Origin of the sequence: Lederbergia citrisecunda (assembly GCF_018343695.1) — a bacterium.
GTDB classification, from domain to species: Bacteria; Bacillota; Bacilli; order Bacillales; family Bacillaceae_C; genus Lederbergia; species Lederbergia citrisecunda.
Window position 1 is genome coordinate 2,069,520 of record NZ_JAGYPJ010000001.1, and the last position, 18,633, is coordinate 2,088,152.

The following is an 18,633-nucleotide window of genomic DNA, read 5'->3' on the forward strand; positions in this document are numbered from 1 at the left end:
AACCCTATTTCAACAAAAAAAGACAGCTATCGGATATTATTCGACTACAATAGCTATCAGTTATTAAATTTTATATCTAATCCTCATTTTTCGTCAAGACGTTTTTAAGGAAAACATTAAATATCAGAATAATTTATTTACCATTATTCTCATTTTTGGATGAGTCCCCAGCTTTTGGGTAAGATTTTTACATAAAAAGGAGTTTCTGAAATATCCTCCCCATCAGCATGAACTCGTACGGGTTGTTCAAAATAAATAGAAATCTCTCGTCCATTATATGAATCTACCTCTTTATATTTTAAATGGCCGCCCCAAAATACCGACATAAAGATAAAGAGTAATTTAATCTTAGATAAACGATGGACTACTGTAATATTAAATTCTCCGTCCCGTGGATCCGCATGTGGGGCGATTTTCATTCCACCACCGAAATATTGCTGATTAGATATAGTGACGAACCAAGTTTTATCATATATTCTTTTTTTCCCATCCACCTCTAGCGTTAACGTAGTAGGTCGATAACAAAAAAGTTCCTTAATAACATAGTAGGAATAAACGAGCTTTCCTAGTGAGATGGAATTTAGCCATTTTTTTGCTTTTGATCGATTTCCCCTCATAGAAATCAGTGCATCAAATCCCGCCCCAATACTATTTACAAAAAATCCACGTTCACCTTGATTTGTTGTATATGTACCTGCATCAAATAAAGTTGCGGGAAAATCCATTAGTTCTTCAATAAATTCAATGCTTTTCATAGGATCGGTTGGCAAACTGAACCCTCTCGCAAAGTCATTTCCAGAACCGGCAGGGATATAGGCGATTGTAACATGAGGAAATTGCATAATCCCATTGATCACCTCATGGATCGTTCCATCTCCTCCGACAGCGACGATAAGGAGCGGATGAGAATCTTTCATCGCCAACTTTTTAGCAATATTAGCCCCATCGTTTGTTTTTTCAGTAAAAAATACTTCATAAGGAATATCTTGTAATTGTCTACTTAGTTTCTTCCAAATTCGTAAGCTGTACCCGTTTTTTGCAGCGGGATTAATAATAAAAATAAGTTTCCTTTTATCATTCAGTGTCATTTACTTTGTCCCAATCTGGCCTGCGAAAGGATGTGGTCTGACAATAATCCAGAAGAGCTTTCGCGCCTTTAATTTGCATCATTTTTAGTGGAGAAGCCAAGTTTCTCATTCTTTGGAACCATTCTTCATAGGTGCGCTTATCCAACAATATTAAATCACCTGGCACATCAGGAAAATCAATGAATCCATTTCTCGACACGATTGCTTTACGAATCGGCAATTCCACTTCGTATAATTGAAAAAGCTGCTTTATTATTTTCCCCATACGATTTGCGGACATGGCGGGATTCAATACTTTCCCTTCATGGCTCTGTAATTTTTTTGTCCAAAAATGCTCATTCGAGCCTAAATAGGCTGCATCCTCTTCATCTTCTATAAAAGCAAGACACCATATCTCAGTTGGTGTAAGGAGTATTACCTCAACCTCAACTGGGGCTTTTTTCAATAGAAAAATAGGTTCATATAACAGAAGGAAGTTATCAGGCAGTCTTTGTAAAAAATGTTGCAGCCTTTCACTATAGTTATATTCTTCATTCACAAATGATTTTTCGTGAATTGTAGAACTCGCCCATTTTATTTGGAAACGAAGAAGATGATCAAGAAATTGTTGTTTTAATTCGCTTTCAGTAGCTGCATGTAAAATATTTGGAATAGCGAAATCTTCATCTGTTTTCTCCTGCTGAACATCAAATTCTTCAACAAATGTTTCTTCTTCTCTCCGAAAGAACTGCTTCAGCTTGTTGAAGATACCTTGTTTTTCGGCAGAGATTTCTTGTTTTAACCATTCATTCTCGAATTGGGTTGTCCCGGATTCCCATGCTTCCTTTAATTTTTCCCACTGTTGCTTTTTCAAGCGTACATATTGAGCAGGATACCGGGTCATATCCGTTTCATATCTAGATACATAATCTTGTAATTTGATGAGCTGAGCCATCGTAAATCATCCTTTACTCGATCGCTAACAAAACTTGAAGTAAACTCTATTATAATATGTAGTATACCGATTAGAAAGGACGTTTACTAACGATAGTGTAATCGTTTTATCATTGATTTTGAAAAAAACGCATTTTATAGGTATTTTGAACCATCCATTACTTACTATTAGGTGTAAGTGACAATAAAGTTGTTTAATGACAATTTAAATCGTTTCATTTACAATAAAGATTTTTAAAAACGTAAGTCATGTTTTTCATTAAAGGGCCATATTCTTGAATAAAATTCAAGGAGGGAATTAGAAATTTATGTCAAAATTAAGATTATAAAGGTATCTAATTATACTAGACGTAAGCAGTTTAGTTAAATTAGATTAAAAAGACACAGCCATTTATGTTTTGCTTTATAGTATGAAATAGGACTCTTTTAAAAATGTTGATGGAAAAATAAAAAAAGGACTAGGAGGATTCAAATATGATAAGTGATACAGATCTGAAGCACTTGCGACGTTGTGTTGAATTAGCAAAAATTGCTCTGGAGAAAGGTGACGAGCCATTTGGTTCAGTACTTGTTTCAGCCGATGGAGAGGTGCTTTTTGAAGATCATAACCACGTGGCAGGCGGTGACCATACCCAACACCCGGAATTTGCTATAGCGCGATGGGCAGCTAATAACATGGTACCTGAAGAAAGAAGCATTGCGACAGTATATACGTCTGGGGAGCACTGCCCTATGTGCGCTGCGGCTCACGGTTGGGTTGGTTTAGGTCGGGTCGTTTATGCAAGTTCATCTGAACAGTTGGTACAATGGTTAGTTGAATTGGACGTTGCTCCATCGCGTGTTCGGAATCTACCCATTCAAGATGTTATCAGTGATACTACAGTAGATGGCCCTGTTCCTAATCTAGCAGAGGAAGTTCGTCAACTCCATCGTCAGTTTTACGCTAGGAGAAGTTAAACATAACACGATCTGGACATTTAGAGCTGTTATAAGGTTATACATATGATAATAAAAGCCTACTGTACTAGGTACATTAATGTCTAACGTTAATAAAATAATAAAAAAGCGGCATTGATCGGTAAAATCCAATGCTATTTTTTTGCCTATTAAATTACCATGGTGAACCGTATCATAAATAAATGACAAAGCCCATTTGGTACCAAAGTTTTATATTCGTTTCTCAGCAAACGGGCGCGTTTGTTGCATAACACTTAGATTTTAAAAGACTTTATTGTTATATGAATAATTGCAGTTCAACCAACTTTATTTTTACCCCGTCCAAAAATCAGAACGTGGTGATGCGTGTTTATCGTTTAAAAATGAAATAACTTTATTGTCACTTTACATTAAGCTCCCAGATATAAATCAAAAAAAGATGCATTTCTAGATGAAATGCATCTTTTTAATACATGGACATTATCCCATTTTTACTTCTTCAAATTCATTACCACATGGTGTGGATTCACTTATTTCCATTTCAACTTCTTCTGTACCATCTTGATGATAAAGAGGTTTGTAAAAATTACCTATTTTAGTCGCTGATATTCCAGTATAATGGCAAATAAACGATCTTCTAAAGTTATCTTTAGAAACATTCGGGTATGATCCATGTATAACGTTTCCGTTAAAAAACAAGACATCTCCCGGTTCAAGAATAGCAGGAATTGGTTCTAATCCTTCTGGAACAGTCACCTCTTCACGAGTAAATGATTTTTCAGGATCTGCCTCATGAGGACACTGCAGCTCGGAATATTGTGAATAAGGAACTACGTAGAGTCCACCATTCTCTATACTTGAAGGATCAACAGCCGCCCATGCAGCGATACAGGTGCCAGGCTCCACCTTTAGATAAAAATTATCTTGATGAAGTGCCTGCCCCTTCGCTCCCGGCGGTTTAAAATAAAACATGCTTTGTGCTGCAAGTGGCTCCTCGCCAAGAAGATTCGTGAGTACTTCAAAAACTCTTGCATCTAACATATAATCCATCGATAGTTGATCAACTTTATGCGGATGCATGATTCTTGGATACATTTTTAGCACATCACCATTTGCGTCTTCCTTTGATTTAGGTGAAAAATGTCCCGGTATCGGTCCATTTTTATGGATATTCATGAAATGTTCTTTTAATCGTTCTATCTCCTCTTTTGTAAAAAGGGATTTCACAATTAAATAGCCTTCTTTATCGAACATTTCCTTTTGATTCATAGCAGTATTTTCAGTTATCACAGATATTTCACTCCCTATTATCGGAAAATTATCTATAATTAAATAATAAATAGGTTTAATAAAAAAAGGAATGAATGATATGACGAATAACCTTAACAATCCTGCTATTATTACTCCAGCCCCTTCTCCTGGTGTCCTTATATGTGACCATTTTAATCAAAAGAAAGGCTATAAAGTTACTAGATTTGAAGGGACGAAGGATTGGCTAATGACCTATACAATATCCGGTCACGGTCAATTTAAAATTGGAGATGACATACAAATCGTTGAAAAAGGTGATATCACCATTCTTAAACCTAAAACATATCATCTGTATGAGACTCGTACCTCTCATTGGGAGTTTGTTTGGGTACATTTTCTTCCAAGGGAAACATGGATTGATTTACTTCAATTTCACGAACCGTTAAAAGGCTTATTATTTTATAAAATTGAACAAAATCATGTAAATGATCGGATTTTAGATTGTTTTAAACGAATGATTCGTGATAATCATGGCATCCATTCATTATCTAAGGAATTGAGCATGAACGCGTTGGAAGAAATTCTATTATTAGTCAATCAAATAGTAAATAACAATAACCGACCTATGCATGATATGCGTGTACAAGAAATTTTACAAATTTTTAGCCAAAACTTAAAAGAGCCACATACGATTCAATCTTTATCTAAGCGAGTAAATCTATCTCCTTCGAGATTGTCCCATTTATTTCGTGAACAAGTAGGTAGTTCAATTATGGCCACACTTTTATCTATGCGTTTGAGACATGCCGCTCGCTTACTTGAGCATACAAATGCGCCGATTGCAGAAATTTCAAGAGATGTAGGCTTTTCTAGTCCCTTTTATTTTACGAAACAATTCACCTCTTTTTTTGGAATAAATCCGAGTATGTTTCGAAAACAGGTTTCTGAACAATCAAAAAGCACCTTCCATGATTGATATTAGGTGCCTTGTCTATATATATTTTCAGACTTTTATTTATCAAATTATTTAAGCCGAAATGACTCTATCTTTTCATATTTAGGTGTCTTCTCGGGATGTGTATGATAAAGAACAACCTCGTCTGCGATAAATATAAATTCATTCATGATCTGAGCTGTATATTGTTGAAAACTCGCATATAAAAATGGATCTTCGCTATTCCATTTCCTTGCTAATGTAATATGCGGATTAAAAGGTCTGGTTTCTAGTTGAAAACCAGCGTGAACACAGCTGTCGTAAACTTTTCCTCTAAGAGTGTGGAGGGATTCCGAATGATTGACTCCAGCCCATAAAATTCTTGGTGCTTTCGAATTTCCGAAAATACCTGTATTGTTTATAAGCAACTGAAATGATCGAAAATCATTTATTTCTTTTTTAACTATCCGTACGGATTCTGCCAATTTCGTTTCTTCTGCATGGCCCAGAAAAGCAAGTGTAATATGGTAATCTTCGTGATGAACCCATTTTTTAAATGGATATTTTTCTTTGATTTGATTACATTCTTCTAATAACAACTGCTTTACTTCATCTGGAAGTGCTAAAGCAAAAAAGTAATGTCCAGTCATAAGCTCAATTCCTTTTAATATTTATTATGATCATTTAAGGATAAAAAATGGGATTAAAATAGAAGTAATTTGCCTATGCGGCAATTGATTCGTCTTGAACGGCAATAGAACTCGGATGAACAGTAATAGAACTAGCTTAAACGGTAATTGAACATCCCCGAATGACAATTGAACGTCTAGAAACAGGAATTGAACTTCCATTAACGTCAATAGAACAGAAAAATAGAACTAAGGGACTGCACAACGCTTTATATTGAGTTGTATTCTAACAAAAAAATTCGGCAATATACTCTTAATAGAGATTGCCGAATTTTTATTGTTTTATAATGAATGAGCTTTTTTTACGGATTCAAATTCCTCAACAAACAACGTTTGGAGCTTTCTTGTTAATTCACCTGGATTGCCGTCGCCTACTTCTGTTCCATCTAGTTTTACAACAGGCATTACTTCAGAAGTTGTACTTGTAACAAAAATTTCATCCGCATTTCTCAACTCATCTAATGTAAATGCTTCTTCTACAAATGGAATATTATTATTTTGACATATGCGAGCAAGAACTTGACGAGTAATACCGTTTAAAATCAAGTTCGTAGCAGGATGTGTTTTAATTTTTCCATCTACTACAATATAAGCATTAGACGAAGAACCTTCTGTTACAAGACCATCACGGTGAAGAATTGCCTCATAACAGCCTTGTTCAGTGGCAGCCTGCTTCGCTAATAAATTCGGGAGAAGATTTAAGCTTTTTATGTCACAGCGAAGCCAGCGAATATCGTCAGCAATCATTGCGGCAACACCATTCTCCAAGGATTCTACTGGTCTTGCCACTTCTTTTGTATACGCAGTAAGTACGGGTTTTATATCTTTGCTAGGGAAAACATGGTTTCTCGGAGATGCTCCTCGAGTAAGCTGCATATAAACGGAACCGTCTTTAACGTTATTTTCTTTGATAAGTTGATTCATTAAATCAAGCAACTCTTCTTTTTGAAAAGGTACAGTAATTTGAATTTTTTCGGCACTACTATAAAATCTTTCTAAATGCTCATCACCCGTGAACATGACACCATCATAAATCCGAATCACTTCGTACACACCGTCTCCGAACTGGTAACCACGGTCCTCAATATCAATGACCGCTTCTGATCTATCCATGATTTTATCGTTCACCATTACTTTTACCATGTTTTTCATCTCCCTATTTTTCATGTGCAAGCTCATAGATAGCTTGTGCATATATTGCTGTTGCTTTTACTAAATCATCTAATTCCATGTATTCATCTTTTTGATGGGCAACATCTGGACGACCAGGAAACAAAGCCCCAAAAGCGACTCCCGATTTTAATGATCTTGCATATGTCCCACCGCCAATTGCCATTAATGATGCTGGTTGATGTGTTTGCATTTCATAAACATTTTTTAATACTTGGATTAGTTCGCTATCTTCTGAGACATGATGTGGCTCAGCGTTTGTATGATTGGCGACAGAAAACCCTTTTTCTTCCACAGATTTAGTAAGAGTTTCTAAACCCTCTTTCCATTTAAAGGTGACAGGGTAACGCATTGTCAATCCAAATTTTCCGCCTTCTTGCTCATTGTATGACATAATACCAACATTAATTGTAAGTTCACCGGAAATTTTATCTTTATATTGAACCCCAAGATTCCGTCCTCGTGAATCCCCAAAAAAGAAAGCAACTGCAGATGATACAAATGTCATCCCTTTATTATCAAGATCAACAGTTGATAAAAAACTAGCTAACAACAAACCAGCATTTCTTCCTTTATCTGGTTCACTACCATGAGCGGAAACTCCTTCAAGTTCAATGATAGAATAACCACTTTCCACATAATATTGTCCTTGCAAATCTTGACTACTTAAAAAATCGTTAAACATTTGCATAAGTTCCGTATGATTCTCTTTAACATCCAAAACAGCTTTTGCTTTATCAGGGACCATATTATAACGCAATCCCGATACAAATGATAAAAGTGTTATAGTCGCAGCTTGCTCATTTTGCTCTTGCACGTTTTGAACAAGATCGAAATCGGCAATTCCCTTTTCAGCATTTATAATCGGAAAATCTGCATCAGGTGCGAACCCCATTACAGGCATTTCTTCATGTTGAAAATAATGATCTACACAGCGCCATTTACTTTCTTCGTCCGTTCCAATAATTAATCGGACTCGTTTTTCCAAAGGCAATTTTAAGTCTTTAATAATTTTCATCGCATAATAAGCGGCCATAGTTGGTCCCTTATCATCAATTGCACCCCTGGCGAAAATTTTACCATCTTGTACGACACCTTCAAACGGATTGACGGACCAGCCATCTCCAGCAGGCACTACATCAACATGACCTAGTACTCCTATTAACTGTTCGCCAGTTCCCATTTCTAAATGTCCGGCTACATTTCCACTATTTTTTGAAACAAAACCGTCTTTTTCGCCTAATTCCAACATGTAATCTAATGCTTTTCTTACATTTTCTCCAAGCGGCGCTTCTTTCGAAGTATTTTCCTCATCCAATACACTTTCAATTTTTAAAAGTCCTTGCAAATCAGAAATTAAGTCGTCTTTTCTTTTTTCAACTTCTTTTATCCAATTAATTGAACCCATGATCATACTCCTTTTCAAAGGCCCTTTCTATAATTGCCTTAACTAATCATCACTCTGTTATATATTGTACATCTTTTTACTCTTTCAGAAAAAGAAAAAATGATTACGAATCCAAATGTTTATGATAAAAGAACAGCAAATAATGATGATGAAAGGAATGGCAAGTACAGTCGTTACCATTTTCTTCCCTTCAAAATATCCTTCCTCAGAAGCATATTTCTTTGTAAAAGAATGGCTCCCTATTACCTTATGCCAAACAGAGCCAAGCCAAATGAGTAGAAATATCGTTCCTAAAGAGGCCATCGTAACTTTTAACCATATAGGCGGAAGGATCACCATTGCCGCAGATGTCACACCCATTATTTGAAAATACCCGATAATATATTCAATATTCCTAGTTGTGGCTTTAATAAAAAGTTCAATAAAACCATTTTTAGGTGTACGATTTTTAAATATTCGATTGGATTTGGAATATAAACGTGGACTGTTTCGTACAGGGACAGGCTTAGGCATCTTTTCCATGTCCATAGAAAGCCCAAAAATGATTTCCATATATTTATTTTTTTCGAGTTCGTCTATCGCCAAATCTTTTTCGAACGTATGTACAGAAGTGAAACGTGATCGTACGAGCCAGATAGATACGATTGTATTGATAAATATTAACGTAGCAATCATTAGAATATTATCGTTTATGAATGCTTTATAGCACCATGTCCAAATAATTGCCGCTCCAATAAATAAGGGAATACCTCTTAATAAACTTCTCCATCCTCGTAATTCTACATCTAACTTTCCTTTTACTGCCATAATAAACCATTTCAATGAAACCCATAAAGCCGCAAATAAAATAAGCTGCCCCACTTGTAAATCAAAATGGATGAACCACAAAGGAGCAATAAATAAACAGAGTGTTGCGGCAGACCACCATTGAAAAGCATAGGAATAAATAATGCCACCTCGTTTCATCCCGAGAAAAAGCTTTTCTTTTTTTCTTAAAAAGATTCGATCTGCTTCACGAACATAAGTTAAAAAATGATCTCCCCATAAAAACAAGAAAAAAAGTACGAAAATCGCTGATAAAGGTAAAATCCTCATCCAACCCGGAATTTGAATCCACCACGATTGATAGATAAAAAACGAAATGACGATTGTAGGTATCACTAAATATACGAGCACTGTCCAATCTACAACTCTTTTAACAACAGCAAATTGCTGTTTCCAATTTTGACTGATTCTTTTAAACAGAAGCTGCCAGCTATTCATCGACTTCATCCTCTATGGAAATGCACGAATAAAGACTTCTATCCTCTGCTCCACATTTTTCTATCACATCGTCTAAAGATCCTGCCGCCTTCATCGTTCCTTTTTCTATTATGATAAAAGAATCACAAATTCGTTGCGCAGTATCTAAAATATGTGTGCACATAAGAATTCCTGTCCCTTTCGCACGTTCTTCCTCTAGCATATTCAATAATAGTTTCGTAGATCCTGGATCAAGCCCCATAAATGGTTCATCTATTATTAATAAGTCCGGTTTCGTAAATAAGGCAAGCGCAATCATTCCTTTTTGCTGCATCCCCTTTGAAAAAGTTCCTGGAAATTCATGAATCCTATCAATTAAACGAAATTTCTTCAAAATTTCTTTTGCATACGAAAGAGAGGATTCACCGAGTTCTTCCACTGCAGTGATAAATTCAAAGTGCTCCCATAACGTTAGTTCCGGATAAAAAATCGGCCTTTCAGGTATGTATGAATAATTGCTTCCTTCCTCTCTCTTAATCTCCCCATTCAAAAAAGGAAGCTCATCGAGAAAAGCTTTTATCGTTGTACTTTTTCCCGCTCCGTTGGATCCTATCATACCAACTAATTCGGATCTCTTTATCGAAAAATGGATATCCCTAATCGTTTCAATATTCGTTTTATAACCTGCTTGATTTATCTTTACTTCTAACAGTGACATTTTGCTCACACCTTACATTTTGATCATTTTTTTATACGAATATGGCTTTATGAAAGTTTCGAAACCCTTAAATTTTCATTAACAAAATACAATTTTGCAAAAACCCTTTAAATTTTCGAACAAATGCGTTAAAATAGAACTGTCTGATTAGTTACTTTATGACAAATCTTCATTGACTTTTTTATAAAAGTCAAAAATATTTAAGGAGTTGTCTATACGGAAAAAAATAATTGCCCGTTCAGTCCGGGACATTAAGCCGACCGTTCCATCTGCCAAGGAATTTAAGATGAGGGAGTGGTTTTTTGAAACCTTCGACTAACAGAATGCTAACCCGAATCAAAGCCATTTATTTATACATTAAGGAAAATGGCACCGTAACGACACGAGAGCTTGCGGAAGAATTTGGGAGCACTCCTCGCACCATTCAAAGGGATTTGAATGTGTTAGAATACAATGACCTGATCAGCAGCCCACATCGGGGAAAATGGACAACAACAAAGAAAAAAGTAAAAATTACATCATAGAACATAATAATAACCGTTGTAGAGTTGTTTATTGATACGATTAACCAAAAAAGCCATCTATTAGTGCGATTTCCTTTTTGAAGGAGTCACATGATAGATGGCTTTTTTATTTGTTTTGATTGAAACACTTAATTTTTATTTATCCAAGTTAAGCTTTATATGGGACAAACCTCATTAATAAAATAAGTTTGATTATTTGAAAGTCGAATAATAAAAGAATTCACCTCTTTGATTATATTAAAATCGACATATAATATTCATCTACAAATTCTCCATCAATGAATAAAGAATCTCTTTTTATCCCTTCAATTTCAAAACCCATTTTTTTATATAGATTGATTGCAACTTCATTTGTTGCAATTACTGTTAAATCTAGGCGATGTAAACTAATTTGTTTTGCCCATTCAATAACATAGGTAAAAAGTGCTTTTCCTACACCTTTTCCGCGACTTTTACTATGTACACCAATCACAACATATGCTCTATGTGCAATTCGCTGTGGTTTCTCATTTTGAACAATCATATAACCTAAAATTTGCTCGTTTTCACACGCTACAAATATACCCGATTTATCGTGTCTATTAATTGAATCAATATATTTGGCAAATGCTTCAGCACTTACTTTTCTTTCTCCTGGAGAGAATAACATAAATCCTGATTCTTCTGCATTTTTTATTACAGCAACTACCTGTGATGCGTCACTAATAATTGCTTTTCTTACTTCAAGCACTTTCTATTCCTCTTTTCTTAATATTTACTCCTATTTGCATTAAAAGTTTTATCAAAAATTGTATTCTTTACCGAACTTGGTTACAAAGCTACACTTTCGCTACCTTTTCCAAATTACTCATCATCGTTAGGGGAAAATAGTTTTAACTGCTGCACTTCTTCCTCCGTAAGCTCCCTATAATGCCCATTCTCTAATGTTTCATCCAGTTCAATTGGCCCCATCGAAATCCGTTTTAAGTACACTACTTTTTTACCAACTGCTTCAAACATCCTTTTGACTTGATGGAATTTCCCTTCAGTAATCGTAAGTTCAATGTCTGAATACGTATCTGACTTTAAAATCTTTAATTTACCCGGTTTTGTTTCATATCCATCATCAAGGGTAACGCCTCTTGCAAATGCATTAATATCATCCTCAGTAACACTGCTATTGATAACGGCAAAGTATGTTTTAGGAACATTTTTTTTCGGGGATAACAGCTGATGGGAAAGCTTACCATCATTCGTCAATAGCAACAAGCCTTCCGTATCTTTGTCGAGTCTGCCTACTGGAAATGGGTTAAAAACAGCTTCTTCATCGTTCAATAAATCAATCACTGTTTTATCTTTTTCATCTTCGGTTGCGGAAATGACACCAGCAGGCTTGTTCATCATAAGATAAATAAACTCGCGATAATGGACCTGTTCTCCAAAAAGAAAAACAGAATCCGCCACCGGATCAACATGACATTTCGCATCTTTTACAATGGTTCCGTTTACCGTAACATTTCCATTTTTTAAAATCTTTTTTACTTCTTTTCTGCTTCCATATCCTATATTTGAAAGTAACTTATCGATTCGCAAAAAAGCTCCTCCTTTTTATTATTAATTATAAACAGGTTTTCTAGGCTGTGGCCCAAACATTATCCTGACAGAATCATAGGCTAATGATGCGGGTGATTAATGAATGGAGTGATTACAAACATGAAATTCCGACAACAAATGCAACCCCAGTTTCATGGAGAAATGCTTCCACAACAATTCCCTGGCACTACTGGGAGCACGGGAGTAACCCAAAGAATAAGCCAAATCGAAAGACGTATGCAACGTTTAGAGCGCGAACATGAGCGTTTAAGTTCACGATTACAAAGACTAGAAGGCATGGGTGGTGGAATGGGCGGTGGAATGACAAGTCTTCCAGGGCAGACAGGATTTCCGGGACAGTCTGGTTTTCCGGGACAGTCTGGTTTTCCAGGACAGACTGGATTCCCAGGACAGACTGGGTTCCCGGGACAAACTGGATTCCCGGGGCAAACTGGATTCCCGGGGCAAATGACTTCCCCAGGAATGGGATTTCCGGGACAAATGACGTTTCCAGGGGGGCGTCCAGGCTACGAATACCAAGATTATTAATGATTAAAAGGAAGAACTGACTGTATTGGAATGTATTTATACGGTCAGTTCTTTTTTATGCTCTGTTACAGCTCATTGTTGATTTTATCATTATATTGATTTGAGAATCGGTTACACTCTTAAATGAAAACAAATAATTAGAGAACCTTCACATATGCACCTAGGGGTTAAGTACAATCGAGTCAAAATCAACATTCAAAGGTGACTAAGCTATTTAAATGCTAGTAATTCTCAATTTACGTTTTATCTTATTTAATTTTTCCCCAAATAATCGATCGGCAAGTCCAGATTTTAGTCCCAAATATGCATAAATCACGCCACCGATTGACGCACAGATAATGACAATCAGTATTGATTGAAACCTTGATTCCGGAGTTAAGAAAAGTAACAATCCTTTATATGCAAAATAAACGGGCACTATCATTAAAATGTTAAATATAACTATTAGAAGCGATCTCCTAAAAATCAACTTAAATGGATAACTAGCAAAGCTTCTAATGACAAATAGATTAATGATGATAGAAACTGTGTACCCTAACGATGTTGCATATATGGCACCCTCAGTCCCAAATGTTTTAATCAGAGGGACGTTTAACGTTAATTTTAGTAGTATACCTGTTAACAAGCTTAATATTGTCCAACGTTGTTCGTTAATCCCCTGTAGAATGGCTGCCGTTACAGAATATAACGCAAAAAGAATCGCTACAGGTGCATATGCTTGAAGGATCTCTCCACCAAAAGGATTGTACCTGAAAAAGGCCGAATAGATCGGATCTGCAAGTAGAGACATTCCTAAAGCGGCAGGCAATGTAATAAACATCAACACTTGTATCGTTTGATCGAGTTGACGAAACATGATTTTTCGCTCATTATTTACGAACGCCTCTGTTATAAGCGGAACAAGCGTCAACGCAAAAGCAGTCGCTAATGAAACTGGAATAATGACCAACTTATGTGATGTTCCATTTAAAGTACCAAGTGCATCAAAACTTCCTGCAGCTTTACCAGCTTGCTCCATTGCACTCATGAAAGTAGCCTGATCGATAAATTGATATAGGGGGTTAGCAATTCCTACTAAAACAAACGGAAACGCATAAACGATAATTTCTTTATACATATCTTTTAAAGAAATATGTAATGTTCCTTTATCATGCTTTAAAAGTTCATCAAGGCCAGGTTTTCGTTTTTTCCAATACACTAAAAGAACGATTAAACTGGCGATTCCTCCAATAAATGCTGCAAAAGTGGCTACACTGATAGCAGTCACGATACTCCCTTTTAAGATAAATATCACGACAAAACTTCCTGCTAACAAAAAAATTATTCGAGCAATTTGTTCGAGAACCGTTGACACTGCTGAAGGCCCCATCGATTGATGCCCTTGGAAAAAGCCTCGAATCAAACTCATTAACGGTATAACCAATAAAGCAAAGCTGACAGCCTTGATGACTTGTGTGACATCAGAAACAGTATATTTAGTTTCCGCTCCCCGCAAAACGATTTCCGCCAATGGTGTAGCTGTTGCATACATAATCAGGAATGATATTACTCCTGTTGCAGTCATAACGATAAGACCCGATTTAAATAATTTACGACCAACTGCATATTCTTCCATTGCATTATACTTAGCGATATATTTAGAAACAGCTAGAGGCACCCCTGCTGTTGCAATACTGATAAAAATGGTATAAGGTACATACCCTAAATTATATAAAGCATATGGGCCTTCCCCGCCGATTATGGCATAGAAAGGGATAACGTATATTAATCCCAATACTTTCGATAAAATCGTACCTAGCGTTAAAATAAAAGTTCCGCGAATTAATTTAGAAGACATACATTCTCTAACTCTCCGTAATTTATTTTTATGTAAAAATCATAATAAGTTTATTTTACTACCGAATAGGTCCTTTTTACTACCGAACATCAAAATTTTATTACTGATTGTGTCACGGTTTACTACGGTTACAGACAGCTTTCTACCGAATATGAAGGGTTTACTACCGGTTAAGCACCCTTTTCTATCGATTGTATTCAGTAAAACTCTATTGTTAGTGTACAGCTATCTATGTCATTTGACAATGAACGGTATATGAACTGTTTGCTTTTCATCGAATCTAATTTTAAAATTGAAACAGCAAATAACAAGGTGTTGATTGAATTATGTATGATGTCATAGTAATTGGTGGAGGACCTTCGGGGTTGATGGCTGCTATAGGTGCAGCTGAAAATAATGCTAAGGTTCTGCTTATTGATAAAGGTAACAAATTAGGACGCAAGCTGGCGATTTCAGGTGGTGGGCGGTGCAATGTTACGAACCGACTTCCAATCGACGAAATTATTCGTCATATCCCAGGAAATGGGCGCTTTCTATACGGGGCATTTTCCGTTTTCAATAATGAGGATATTATCCGTTTTTTTGAAAATCTAGGTATAGAATTAAAAGAAGAAGATCATGGCAGGATGTTCCCTGTTTCTAACCGGGCCCAATCTGTTGTAGACGCTCTATTAAACCAACTAGACCATCTTGGTGTAAAAATTAAGGTAAATAGTTCTGTTCAAGAAATATTATTTTCGGATCATCGTGTTCAAGGAGTTGTATTAGCGACTGGCGAAAAAATTTCATGTACATCCGTCGTCGTCGCAACTGGTGGAAAGTCTGTGCCTCAAACGGGCTCAACAGGAGATGGCTTTCCTTGGGCAATTGCTGCTGGTCATACAATATCAGAACTATTTCCAACGGAAGTTCCTATTACTTCATCAGAAGATTTTATTAAAGAAAAAACATTGCAAGGATTATCGTTGCGTGATGTCGCTTTAACTGTTCTAAACCCGAAAGGAAAGCCGCTCATTACCCATCAAATGGATATGATTTTCACTCACTTTGGCATTTCTGGACCGGCTGTTCTTAGATGCAGCCAATTCGTTGTTAAAGCGCAAAAAAAATGGAAACTCGATGAGGTTACGATGTCGCTGGACGCACTACCTGAACAAAAGCTAGAGGATTTACATAGGGATCTTTTAAAAATAATGAAGGAAGAGTCCAAAAAAGCTGTGAAGAATGCATTTAAAGGGATTTTACCTGAACGTTACTTATTATTTTTATTAGAACGAAGTGGAATTGAACCTGGGGAATTATGTGCTTCAATATCCGGTGAAAGGTTACGTTCATTCGCAGAAATATGCAAACAATTCCGTTTTAAAGTTAACGGAACATTGTCTCTTGAAAAAGCATTCGTCACGGGGGGCGGAGTATCTGTCAAAGAAATCGAACCGAAAACAATGGCTTCCAAACTAATGCCTGGGCTTTATTTTAGTGGAGAAGTACTTGATATTTATGGATACACTGGAGGCTACAACATCACTTCGGCTCTAGTTACCGGACGGTTAGCCGGTATCAACGCTGCACAATCAAGCATATAAAAGAAGAAAGCTGTCTCGTATTCAATGAGACAGCTTCTTAATATATCGTGGGACCAGCCGTTAACGAGCACGCTTCCGCATTTCATTTTACATACAATACCATAGCGCTAAAACAATACACTTGCTCAGATCCAGCTTCTCCAATCGCAGCCACGTTATATTTAATGTCAATAATGTCTCTTTCCTCTAAGTCTCCAAGAAATTCGTTCATTTCGTCTTCAAGATCTCGTTCATGTTCACAATCGAATAATTTAACTTGAACCATCGCTCTCACCTTTTCGGGATTTTTTAATTATTATACCCGAAATGGATATTTTTTATACAATTCAGAATTTACTCTAAGTGTCGATTAAAAAATCTTCTTAGTCCTTCTCCTAAAATATTGAAAGTAAAAATGATATAGGCTAGTGCAAGTGCTGGATAGAAAGGAATCCAAAATGCTGTAACAACGTCCTTCCTTGCTTCTTTCATCATCGTTCCCCATTCAAGACTTGTATTCACAATTTCACTTACCCCATAACCAACTTGCACAAAATCCACTTTCATGAAAATTCCAAATATCGCCAACTGTCCCATTAATAATGCAACCCTACCAATATCAAGACAAAAATTCGTTGCAATATCCGGTGCTAGATTAGGTAAATAATAGTTTTTTAGTATATTTACTGGTTTCATACCAATCGTAATCCCAGCGTCCATATAAGGTTTTTTGGATATTAAATGCGCTTGCTGTTGAATGATATAGCTTACCCTTCCGACTTCTAGAAGTGCCAGCGCCAAAATAGCCCAATACATTCGATGCTCTGCATAAACGAGAAAAGGCATATTTAATATAATGATTGCAACAAAAATAGTTGGAAGACTGGATAAAAGTTTGTGCCATCCATAAATCAATTTGGACATGATCCCTTTGTTTTTATATCCTGATAATCCGAGGGGGATTGCGATGAGATATCGAAGAATCGTAATTCCAAAAATAAGTAATATTGTTTCTTTTGTTCCCATTACTATTAAGCTAAATATATCTCTTCCATCGCGATCTGAACCAAACCACTGGCGTTCAGAAGGTGCATAAGGAGCTTTTTGAAACTTTCCGTTTTCGGGAAAATAAAGTCGCTCACCTTCTAACTTAGTATCTACAATGGGTAATTTAGGACCGACATACATAACAAATAACAAAAACGCGAGCAAAATAGATCCAGTTAATAAATATTTGTTTTTTATCATCAATCTCTCTCCCATTCTAGCTTTATACTTTTTCTAATAATAAAACCAACAAGTTGAGAGAGCATGACAAGCACAATAAAGCAAAGACCTGTTCCTATAATAATTCCAGGCTCATAAATTGGCCAGCCTCCTCCAATGGTTTGAGCCACTCCGATTGCAGTATATACTCGATAAGCAATTCCTTGATAACCTACTAAATATTCTGTAATAAGAAGACTTGATATGATAAAGAGCATTAGAGGTGTTATATGCGTTAAAATAGTTTGCATGCTATTACGCATTATATGTTTATACAAAACTTTCTTTTTGCTAAACCCTTTAGACTTTGCAACTTGAATATATAACTCCCCTTCTTCAGCAGCAATCGCAGCAAATGTGATGCGTGCGATATACATCATTGGATATAGAGAAACAAGAAATCCAATTGCCAAAAAATTATACCAAACCGAATTATTAAATATTCGCAACGATGGAACCATGAAAATAGTCAGCCAGTGGACACAAAGAATAACGAAAAAATCAGGAATGGACTGAATGAACCAAGTACTTCCATTACCAAATATTTTGAGCTTACTGTCCTTGACTCTATAGTCAAAAATACCTTTTAAGATTCCAAACACAATACTGAAGCTAAAAGCGATTACAATGATCTTTAAACTTTTCGGAAAATATCGCTTAATCTCTTCTTCTGCCGTAAGTTCAAATCTCGTCATACCTAATGAGTGTTCATCTTTTAGTAAATGATAAAAATTCTGCAAATTCCCTTTATATTGATCCCAATGAAATTCATATTTAAGAATCGGCTTCATTGCCTTTCCATCATATTCGTAAACAGGTTCGCGTGGAAATAATGCAATTAAAATAAGTAATAAAATGACTACTATGTATAGTGTTAATGATTTTAAAGCTTCTAAAAAAGTAGTAATTCTAAAGTCCCCCCTTAATTAATATATTTTTCATTATAATTGT

The 18,633-nt window shown here is 36.0% G+C and carries 19 protein-coding genes; 5 read left to right on the forward strand and 14 right to left on the reverse strand.

Annotation, left to right across the window (positions count from 1 at the left end; translation table 11 throughout):
• Window positions 1-149: 149 nt before the first annotated feature.
• Both KHA93_RS10330 and KHA93_RS10335 read right to left on the reverse strand, forming a co-directional pair.
• Window positions 150-1,088 (reverse strand): diacylglycerol/lipid kinase family protein, encoded by a 939-nt coding sequence (locus KHA93_RS10330; RefSeq protein ID WP_213110671.1) that lies wholly within the window; start codon window positions 1,086-1,088, stop codon window positions 150-152.
• Window positions 1,075-2,022: an NERD domain-containing protein gene (locus tag KHA93_RS10335; RefSeq protein WP_213110672.1), complete on the reverse strand. Its 948-nt coding sequence runs from the start codon at window positions 2,020-2,022 to the stop codon at window positions 1,075-1,077. Before KHA93_RS10335 ends, KHA93_RS10330 begins: the two co-directional genes overlap by 14 nt.
• A gap of 473 nt (window positions 2,023-2,495) precedes the next feature.
• On the opposite strand from KHA93_RS10335, the gene KHA93_RS10340 reads away from it, so the two are divergent.
• Window positions 2,496-2,978, forward strand: coding sequence for a nucleoside deaminase (locus KHA93_RS10340; RefSeq protein ID WP_213110673.1), 483 nt, complete (start codon window positions 2,496-2,498; stop codon window positions 2,976-2,978).
• Window positions 2,979-3,437: 459 nt separating this feature from the next.
• Here KHA93_RS10340 and KHA93_RS10345 read toward each other — a convergent pair whose 3' ends face one another.
• Entirely contained in the window at window positions 3,438-4,247 is an 810-nt protein-coding gene (locus tag KHA93_RS10345) for a phytanoyl-CoA dioxygenase family protein (RefSeq protein WP_349772277.1), read from the reverse strand.
• Between the two features lie 79 nt (window positions 4,248-4,326).
• Between KHA93_RS10345 and KHA93_RS10350 the strand changes: the two genes are divergently transcribed.
• Window positions 4,327-5,184, forward strand: a complete 858-nt coding sequence (locus KHA93_RS10350; RefSeq protein WP_213110674.1) for a helix-turn-helix domain-containing protein — start codon at window positions 4,327-4,329, stop codon at window positions 5,182-5,184.
• 47 nt (window positions 5,185-5,231) lie between these two features.
• Here KHA93_RS10350 and thpR read toward each other — a convergent pair whose 3' ends face one another.
• The 5 genes from thpR to KHA93_RS10375 form a co-directional block, all read right to left on the reverse strand.
• Window positions 5,232-5,792, reverse strand: a complete 561-nt coding sequence (thpR, locus tag KHA93_RS10355; RefSeq protein ID WP_213110675.1) for an RNA 2',3'-cyclic phosphodiesterase — start codon at window positions 5,790-5,792, stop codon at window positions 5,232-5,234.
• 321 nt (window positions 5,793-6,113) lie between these two features.
• Window positions 6,114-6,974 carry a D-amino-acid transaminase gene (gene dat, locus KHA93_RS10360; RefSeq protein ID WP_213110676.1) on the reverse strand — a complete coding sequence of 287 codons (861 nt, stop codon included), beginning with the start codon at window positions 6,972-6,974 and terminating at the stop codon, window positions 6,114-6,116.
• Between the two features lie 13 nt (window positions 6,975-6,987).
• Window positions 6,988-8,409, reverse strand: coding sequence for a dipeptidase PepV (gene pepV, locus KHA93_RS10365; RefSeq protein WP_213110677.1), 1,422 nt, complete (start codon window positions 8,407-8,409; stop codon window positions 6,988-6,990).
• Window positions 8,410-8,493: 84 nt separating this feature from the next.
• Complete coding sequence (locus KHA93_RS10370; RefSeq protein ID WP_213110678.1) at window positions 8,494-9,672, reverse strand: ABC transporter permease; 1,179 nt, start codon at window positions 9,670-9,672, stop codon at window positions 8,494-8,496.
• Complete coding sequence (locus KHA93_RS10375) at window positions 9,665-10,369, reverse strand: ABC transporter ATP-binding protein (RefSeq protein ID WP_213110679.1); 705 nt, start codon at window positions 10,367-10,369, stop codon at window positions 9,665-9,667. Before KHA93_RS10375 ends, KHA93_RS10370 begins: the two co-directional genes overlap by 8 nt.
• 302 nt (window positions 10,370-10,671) lie before the next feature.
• Here KHA93_RS10375 and KHA93_RS10380 point away from each other — a divergent pair, with 302 nt between their 5' ends.
• On the forward strand, window positions 10,672-10,893 hold the full coding sequence (locus KHA93_RS10380; protein ID WP_213110680.1) for a DeoR family transcriptional regulator: 222 nt from the start codon (window positions 10,672-10,674) through the stop codon (window positions 10,891-10,893).
• A gap of 232 nt (window positions 10,894-11,125) precedes the next feature.
• Here KHA93_RS10380 and KHA93_RS10385 read toward each other — a convergent pair whose 3' ends face one another.
• The gene (locus KHA93_RS10385; protein WP_213110681.1) at window positions 11,126-11,623 is read right to left on the reverse strand and encodes a GNAT family N-acetyltransferase; all 498 of its coding nucleotides are present in this window, start codon (window positions 11,621-11,623) and stop codon (window positions 11,126-11,128) included.
• Window positions 11,624-11,736: 113 nt separating this feature from the next.
• Window positions 11,737-12,465 carry a pseudouridine synthase gene (locus tag KHA93_RS10390; RefSeq protein WP_213110682.1) on the reverse strand — a complete coding sequence of 243 codons (729 nt, stop codon included), beginning with the start codon at window positions 12,463-12,465 and terminating at the stop codon, window positions 11,737-11,739.
• Between the two features lie 120 nt (window positions 12,466-12,585).
• Here KHA93_RS10390 and KHA93_RS10395 point away from each other — a divergent pair, with 120 nt between their 5' ends.
• Window positions 12,586-13,014, forward strand: a complete 429-nt coding sequence (locus KHA93_RS10395; protein WP_233711118.1) for a hypothetical protein — start codon at window positions 12,586-12,588, stop codon at window positions 13,012-13,014.
• A gap of 214 nt (window positions 13,015-13,228) precedes the next feature.
• On the opposite strand, the gene KHA93_RS10400 is transcribed toward KHA93_RS10395, so the two are convergent.
• Entirely contained in the window at window positions 13,229-14,851 is a 1,623-nt protein-coding gene (locus tag KHA93_RS10400; protein WP_213110683.1) for a putative polysaccharide biosynthesis protein, read from the reverse strand.
• A gap of 323 nt (window positions 14,852-15,174) precedes the next feature.
• Between KHA93_RS10400 and KHA93_RS10405 the strand changes: the two genes are divergently transcribed.
• The gene (locus tag KHA93_RS10405) at window positions 15,175-16,437 is read left to right on the forward strand and encodes a BaiN/RdsA family NAD(P)/FAD-dependent oxidoreductase (RefSeq protein ID WP_213112870.1); all 1,263 of its coding nucleotides are present in this window, start codon (window positions 15,175-15,177) and stop codon (window positions 16,435-16,437) included.
• An 82-nt stretch (window positions 16,438-16,519) separates the two neighbouring features.
• Here the strand turns inward: KHA93_RS10405 and KHA93_RS10410 are convergent, their stop codons facing one another.
• From KHA93_RS10410 to KHA93_RS10420, 3 genes are all read right to left on the reverse strand, one after another.
• Entirely contained in the window at window positions 16,520-16,702 is a 183-nt protein-coding gene (locus tag KHA93_RS10410; protein WP_213110684.1) for a sporulation protein Cse60, read from the reverse strand.
• Between the two features lie 68 nt (window positions 16,703-16,770).
• Window positions 16,771-17,664 carry an ABC transporter permease gene (locus KHA93_RS10415; protein ID WP_213110685.1) on the reverse strand — a complete coding sequence of 298 codons (894 nt, stop codon included), beginning with the start codon at window positions 17,662-17,664 and terminating at the stop codon, window positions 16,771-16,773.
• Complete coding sequence (locus tag KHA93_RS10420; protein ID WP_213110686.1) at window positions 17,664-18,473, reverse strand: ABC transporter permease subunit; 810 nt, start codon at window positions 18,471-18,473, stop codon at window positions 17,664-17,666. Before KHA93_RS10420 ends, KHA93_RS10415 begins: the two co-directional genes overlap by 1 nt.
• Window positions 18,474-18,633: the final 160 nt, after the last annotated feature.